Below are 6,882 nucleotides of genomic sequence, written 5' to 3'. Positions count from 1 at the left end.
TTGAGTGTACATTCTTTGCTTGAAGGTTTTCCTATGGATCATGATAATCACCTTTTGCATGGCGTTGTAATCCACAAGATACCCGTTGCAGCAATTCTTTCAGTATTTTTGGTACAGAGTAAACTCAGCAAACCAAAAGTTTTTGTATTCCTGGCTTTATTCGCTGCCATGACGCCCCTTGGAAACTGGCTTAAGAACAACATTCCTGAAATCGCCCGATATGCAGATGAGATCAACGGTGTAGTTATTGGTATTTTTCTTCATGTATCTACTACGATCCTATTTGAATCCTCTAAAAATCATTCCTTCAATGCTTCTAAACTGGGAGTTATAATACTAGGGGTTTTACTCGCTTATTTCATTTAAATGTTTAGTAGAGAGGAAGCAAAACAAATACGCCAGGAATTCTGGACTAGCTTCGGAAAAGAGTTTCCGCACAAATGGTTGCTGTATAATACCAAGATGAAAGAAATTCAGCTAAAGTTTAGCTTTGAACATAAAGTTGCGCAGGTTTCTCTGGATATAACAGATGCTGATGAACTTATACGTGACTATTATTTTGAAAAACTTCTTTCTTTAAAAACGGTACTAAAAGATAGTTACCTTCCGGAAATAATCTTTGTTAAAGACTATGTTCTACCCGAAGGCAAAACCGTTTCTCGTATTTATGTAGAAAAGGAAGGAGTGAATATTTACAACAAAAAATTCTGGCCTGAGGTGAAGCAATTTCTTGCTGAAAACATGCTGAAGCTGGAAGAGTTTTTTGATGATTTTCAAGATTTTATCAAAGACTGAAGTCTTATTGCTAATTTTTAGTAATTTAAATTCTCAAATATAGCTACTGCTGGTCTTTACCCTACCTGATCTTGTCATTTTATAACTAAACAAAATTTTTAAAAATGAAAACGATTAAAATTCACTATTCACCTTCTTATTGATTCTTCTAAGTTCATGTTCATCGGATATTGAAAATGCTGAAGTAGATCGAGCGATGGTAGTTGGGCACCTGGAATCTGGAAGCCTTCGATTTTTCCGGAAGTACAAGCGGTAACTTTGAAATAGTCGATCTTAGCTCTGACTTAAGCGGTGAAGCCAGGAATATCGATACTGCCTTAAGCTTTAACGAGGATAATACTTTCAATTTTGAAGGCAGTTATGATGATGTTTTAGAACCGAAGGAATGACGTTTCTTCTACCGGAAATTGGAGAATGGAAGGTGATTACATTATATCTTCGGCAGCTCTTGGCCAGGTTCAAGGACAAGGCGTTCATGGTCCGGAAGAAGGTAGAATGAATATATTCCAATAGATTTTTAAGCACTTCTAAATTAAAATTCTAATTCGGTTAAATAAGATTGTGCCTCCTCGCCTTCTCCACAGCTTCAATTTTAGAGTGCACCTGTAATTTTTTATAAATATTTTCAATATGTTTTCTAACTGTATTGGGAGAAAGGAAAAGCCTTTCCGCAATAAGGGTGTGGCTCAAACCAGTACACAGATATTCAAGTACCTCAATTTCTCTGGAAGACAGCGAAATTTCTTCCTGATATGCCAGTTGAGTTACAGCTTCTGGATTTCGTAATAATTTCAAAGTTTTCTTGGCTATAGAAGGCGTCATTCCAGCGCCTCCATTCATAGTATTAATAATACCCCTATGTAGGTCTTCCGGATTCGTATCTTTTAGAAAATAACCATCTGCACCTGCTTTTATAGCATTAAAAATGTATTCGTCATTATCAAAAACCGTTAGCATGATGATCTTTATATGCGGAAATTTTTGTTTTACCAGCATCGTGGTGTCAATACCATTAAGACCAGGCATTTCGATATCCATCAAAACTAGATCAACATTCAGGTTTTCCTGTAGCTTTTGTAATAATACCTCTCCTGAAACCAGAGATATTCGATGCTCTAGATCATTGAACAGAGAAACTTTCTCCTCCAGCGCTTTGAGAAGAAACCTATTATCATCTAATATCGCTATTCTAATTTTCATATTGAAAAAATTCCGCAGAGACCATGACGATCCTGCGGAAGATTAAAATCCATTCCCCCAATAAATGGATGATTAAAAATATCAAGAAGCTGCATAATATAAAATAAGGCATATGCACTATTTAGTAACTATAACTTCTACACCCTTATTTAGTTCTGAATGAACTTCAATAGTGGCATGAATATCCTTAGCTCTTTTTTCCATATTATATAATCCATTACCATATTCAATGAGATTCGGATCAAAGCCAACTCCATTATCCTGTAACTTAAAGACGATTTCAGAATTTCTTTGTTCGCCATAAAAAGATATAATTTCAGCGCCAGAATACTTAATCGCATTATTTAAAGCCTCCTGAATAATCCTGAAAATATTAATACCCTCTAAAGCAGTAAATCTCTTATCTGAATTTACTTTGAACTCGGAAATAAATTTCTTTTCTGGATGGAGTTTTCTGGCATTTTTAAATAATTCCTCTATACGAAACACCAGTTCTTCCAAATTTATATTTTCTTTATTCATTGCCCATATAGTGTCTCGCAATTCATTTATGGTAAGAGTTGTGAACACCCGAATCTCATCTATTTTGTTAGCAATTACTGAATTCTCCTGCTTCATTTTGAACTTAAGATTGTCCAGGCTTGAAATAATAAAAGTAAGCTGTGATCCTATATTATCGTGTAGGTCCCGACTTATTCTTAATCTTTGTTCCTCTAATCTATTCTGGGTTTCAATTTTGGCGAGTGCAACGTCCAGTTCTTTTTCTTTTGAAAGTTGTTTTTTTTCTAGATTTTTCCGGTTTATAATTAAATATGCCACCAAGCTACCGAGTATTAATATTGCTAGAATCCCTGAAATAGCGAAATTTCTTCTCTCTATTTCCAACTCGTTTTCTGCGATCTTATTCTTCTGAATTAAAATTTCGTTTTCTTTCCGCTCTGTTTCAAATTCCACATTCAATTCAGCAATCTTCTCCTTCACTTCAATTGAATTGATACTGTCTTTGAAGATGTTATATTTTTCGAGGTAAAATAAAGCGGAATCTGTGTTGTTTCTCAATTTATACGCTTCAGACATTTTCTGATAAGTATACTGAGCCAGAAAATTATAGTTTTCTCTCAGTGCTAAAGGTATGGCCTGATGAAAGCTTTTTATAGCTAAAGATGCATTTTCCTCTTCAAGATAAACTTCGCCTATTTGTGTGAAGTTTTCAGCTATTCCTTTTGGATCGTCATTTTTAATTCTGATTTCTTTGGCTTTTTCAAAATAATATCGAGCGCTATCAAAACTTCCTAATTGTCCGTATACACCAGCAAGATTACTGTAGCTGTAGGGAATACCCACCTTGTAATCATCTTCCAGAACTATTCGAAGTCCTTTTTTATAATAAAGCTCAGCGCTATCAAGTTCTCCCTGCATTTCTTTTAGAACCCCATAATTATTATAAATTCGGCTTTGTATAAATCTAAAATTCCCTTCTTCAGCAAGTTTTTTGCCCTTCACCATATAATATTGAGCCTTTTCTATATCTTCCCGCTTGAGCTTATATCCTAGCTCGCCATAAGAATCAGCTACTTTTTCATCATTACCAGAATTTTCATAACTCTTAATAGCCTTAAGCATATATTCCACGGCCTTGTCTTGATTGCCTCTATAACCAAAAATGGTTGATAGTTGCCAGTAGGAATCGGCAATTCCATTGATATAATTCAATTTTTTGGAACGCTTTAAATTATTACTGAAAATGACCAGCAAAGAGTCTGAAGAAATATTGGAATCCTGAATGGTCAGAGAATTTAAAGAATCAATTTCAGTTTTGGTCTGTGAATTTGCTTCCTTAATTAAAAAAATTACAATTATCAGGAATAATAATTGCTTCATAGATTGATAATAGTATTGGTTAGCGTATTCTAATTTACATTTTTTAAACAAATTAAAACTTCAGAAAGGTTGTAAGTGAGTAAATTATAGGTGTAAAGACATTTTTTTCTGCTGGAAATTTTAGACAACCTTCGTTTTTCTTTCATTTTTAACTGAAAAAGTCTGTTGTTATGTTTAGACTTCAATTGCTTGGATTTACTAATTTCAGAAAAAATCATGAAGACCAGAACACCGGAAAATATGATAAATACGTAGATGATGACCTTCATAATTTCTTGAAAAAAGAGGCCGGCAACTTTCGCCAACCGACCTCAGATATAAAAATCCAATAAACATTGAATTTTTTACAATTTCTACTTTGATAAATCATAAGCGTAGATACTACTATTATTAGCTTTATAATAAAGTACACCTCCGAATTCATCAACTTTGTATTCCGGTTTTTTATCTTGTAAGACAATTTCTTTTTCGACTTTACCAGAATCCTTGTTGACCTTCACCAGCCCAGTTCCACCGTCCAATCTCGTAAGAATGAACTGGTCATTTTCAGTTGCAGAACTGGCTTTGAAACGCTGAGACATAACTTCAAAAGAGGCATCGCCAATACCAGCAAACATATCTGCAGCACGTTTAGCTTCTTTTCCATAATCATTGTAATTCCTAAGATCATTGCTGCTACCAAAACCAGTCTTATTGGCACCTGCACGAGCAGAACTTGCCATAGCCAAAGCTGTACTTGCAACAGCCATAACACCGGCAGCGACCTTTAAAAATCCACTGTTTGATGGAGATTTGTAATATTCATGAAATAATTCGTCACCGTTTGCACCAAACATTGCTACATTTTGACTTGAGGAAAGAAATACTCCATTATCTCGAATTTCCATATGATTGGGTTGCTCTTTTTCTTCAAAATGAAATTTTCCAAAATCTGAAATATCGCCAGTACTTTCTTCTACAGCATAAATTTTATCATCAGCACTAATCAGGTACTGTGAATTTTTTTCATCGTAAGCTGAAGCAACAGCAGCGGCTTTCTTATACTTTAGAGGTTTGTTCCAAACTTGCTCGCCTGTTTCCAGATTTACAATATTTGCATCTTCATCTGTGATATAAATAAGCCCCTGAGGCGTATGGGCCATAATCTGAATGTTTTCTCCGGTTTTTAATGGTTTTTTAAATAAAGTTTTTCCGTCGTAAGAAATTTTATTAATTCCGCCCTCATAAATTCCGAAAAGAATACCATCTTCCATAGTATAGAAATGCTGAACATAGCCCTTAGTTTTAGGAGCTTTGTCCCATAAATCTTCACCATTTGAAGCATCTAAAAAAGCTATATTAGATTCATTTTTTTTACTCATAACACCTCCATTACCAACTTGGTCACTTACTACTGCAAGCCCATTAGCTAGAATTTCAAAATTTGAGATCGTTCCTTTTACCTTTCGGTCATCCTGCCATAAGTCAGCTCCATTTGAACCGACTTTATGAATTCTGGTATTGCTGCCATTATTTACAGGTTCAAAAGCGTAAATCTCTTTTTCAGTATCATCGGCTACCATCCAGCCAATATTCTTCATCTTATTTTCCCAAAGTGTTTTTCCAGAAAGATTTTTACTTATCAAACCCTGGCTTGTTGGTACAATTAGGGAACCTTTAAGCAGAAGTGGCTTTCCCGTAACTGCAAAATATTTAGCCGTAACTTTTCCAGGTTCATTCAAAAAGAATGAATAATCCAATTTTCCAGCGGAAAGATCATAAACAGCTACTTTTGGCATATTTTTTTCAGCAGCATTGCCATCTTTCTGCAATCCTGAAATTACCAATTTATTCTGTGGGAGTATTACATCAAAAGTGAAGATTTGTTTCCAACCAAGATCATCTGTTTTGAAAATTACTCTTCCAGATACATGATCTATAATTGCTCTTTTTGTACCTGTTAAAGCAGATAGACCAGCCATAGGCCCTTTTCCGCCACCCTGCGCAACAATAACATATGGAGATAGCGGAACAAATTCCATTTCTTCAGTCTTTATAGCTCCGAATTCTGTAAAATTGAATAAAGATTTCCTGTTTTTTGCTGAAATTCCAGAAATACCATCATTTGTAGCAACGATTAATGTACCAATCCCTGTGAGTGTCATCTCATTAATTTTGGCTCCTAAATCATAAGTTTGATCAGGTTTTGTTTGACCAAAACTAATGTAAGCTGTTAGCATGCTTACAAAAAGCATGAGTTTAGAAATGATTTTCATAATATTAACTTCTAAAGCTCACATTAAACTTTCCTTCAGAAATCGTTCTTACAGAATCGTCATTTCCATTTTTTCCTTTAAAATTGAAAGTCCCTTTCACTCCTGAACTGGTCTCTTCTGAAATAGTAATGGAACCATTTGAAGCTCCTGAACTATAAAGTGTAGTCCAGATTTGAGTTGCCATAGGATTGTTTACATCAGTTTCTGTGTAAGTAGCTGAGCTGGAATTTGAAGATCCAAAAGTGAAATCATAAGTACCCTCCCCGGTATACCCCATAATATTAATGGTTATACCTTGTCCATCAGCGTTTGTTCCCTGCACCATCAGCATGGTACTGGTAGAACCTATAGTTTGTTTAACTGCATTGGATGAAGCCGGAAAAGATTTGAATGCTCCAGCTCCACTAATACTGGCGGTCATTTCTCCCCCTCCGTCACCAGAACCGTTTTCATCATCATCTTTTGAACATCCGGTTAATGCTAAACTGAAAACTGTTAGAAATATCAAACATGTTTTAAAAAATTTTACTCCTCTCATTATTGTTGGGTTTAGGTTAATAATTGAAGAGTAAAACTAAGGAGGGAAAGTTTTGGTTTCAATACGTCATTTGACGTATTAAGGGGACATAAAAATGAATGGCCTCCAAGACTTTATGGTATAAAAAAACCCTTCATCGATATGATGAAGGGTTCTTAAGAAGAAGGCGACGACATACTCTCCCACAATACAGCAGTACCATCTGCGCTAACG

The 6,882-nt window shown here is 35.1% G+C and carries 6 protein-coding genes and 1 pseudogene; 3 read left to right on the top strand and 4 right to left on the bottom strand.

The features are described 5' to 3' along the window. From QZ620_RS12920 to QZ620_RS12910, 3 genes and pseudogenes are all read left to right on the top strand, one after another. Positions 1 to 366, top strand: a pseudogene (locus tag QZ620_RS12920) (ZIP family metal transporter); the annotation flags it as partial. Further along, complete coding sequence (locus QZ620_RS12915) at positions 367 to 795, top strand: DUF4268 domain-containing protein (RefSeq protein ID WP_295182370.1); 429 nt, start codon at positions 367 to 369, stop codon at positions 793 to 795. Positions 796 to 998: 203 nt separating this feature from the next. Then, a complete protein-coding gene (locus tag QZ620_RS12910; RefSeq protein ID WP_295182368.1) occupies positions 999 to 1,184 on the top strand; it encodes a hypothetical protein in 186 nt (61 codons plus the stop codon). A 160-nt stretch (positions 1,185 to 1,344) separates the two neighbouring features. On the opposite strand, the gene QZ620_RS12905 is transcribed toward QZ620_RS12910, so the two are convergent. From QZ620_RS12905 to QZ620_RS12890, 4 genes are all read right to left on the bottom strand, one after another. Continuing rightward, the gene (locus QZ620_RS12905) at positions 1,345 to 1,995 is read right to left on the bottom strand and encodes a response regulator transcription factor (RefSeq protein ID WP_295182367.1); all 651 of its coding nucleotides are present in this window, start codon (positions 1,993 to 1,995) and stop codon (positions 1,345 to 1,347) included. A 117-nt stretch (positions 1,996 to 2,112) separates the two neighbouring features. Next, on the bottom strand, positions 2,113 to 3,876 hold the full coding sequence (locus QZ620_RS12900; RefSeq protein ID WP_295182365.1) for a tetratricopeptide repeat protein: 1,764 nt from the start codon (positions 3,874 to 3,876) through the stop codon (positions 2,113 to 2,115). Positions 3,877 to 4,229: 353 nt separating this feature from the next. Next, on the bottom strand, positions 4,230 to 6,131 hold the full coding sequence (locus QZ620_RS12895) for a PQQ-binding-like beta-propeller repeat protein (protein ID WP_295182364.1): 1,902 nt from the start codon (positions 6,129 to 6,131) through the stop codon (positions 4,230 to 4,232). A gap of 4 nt (positions 6,132 to 6,135) precedes the next feature. Continuing rightward, positions 6,136 to 6,669 (bottom strand): DUF6252 family protein, encoded by a 534-nt coding sequence (locus QZ620_RS12890; RefSeq protein ID WP_295182361.1) that lies wholly within the window; start codon positions 6,667 to 6,669, stop codon positions 6,136 to 6,138. Positions 6,670 to 6,882 lie beyond the last annotated feature (213 nt).

The organism is uncultured Christiangramia sp. (assembly GCF_913046405.1).
Classification (GTDB): Bacteria; Bacteroidota; Bacteroidia; order Flavobacteriales; family Flavobacteriaceae; genus Christiangramia; species Christiangramia marina.
Note: the sequence above shows the minus strand (reverse complement) of the source record. Positions and strands in the feature narration are given on the sequence as shown.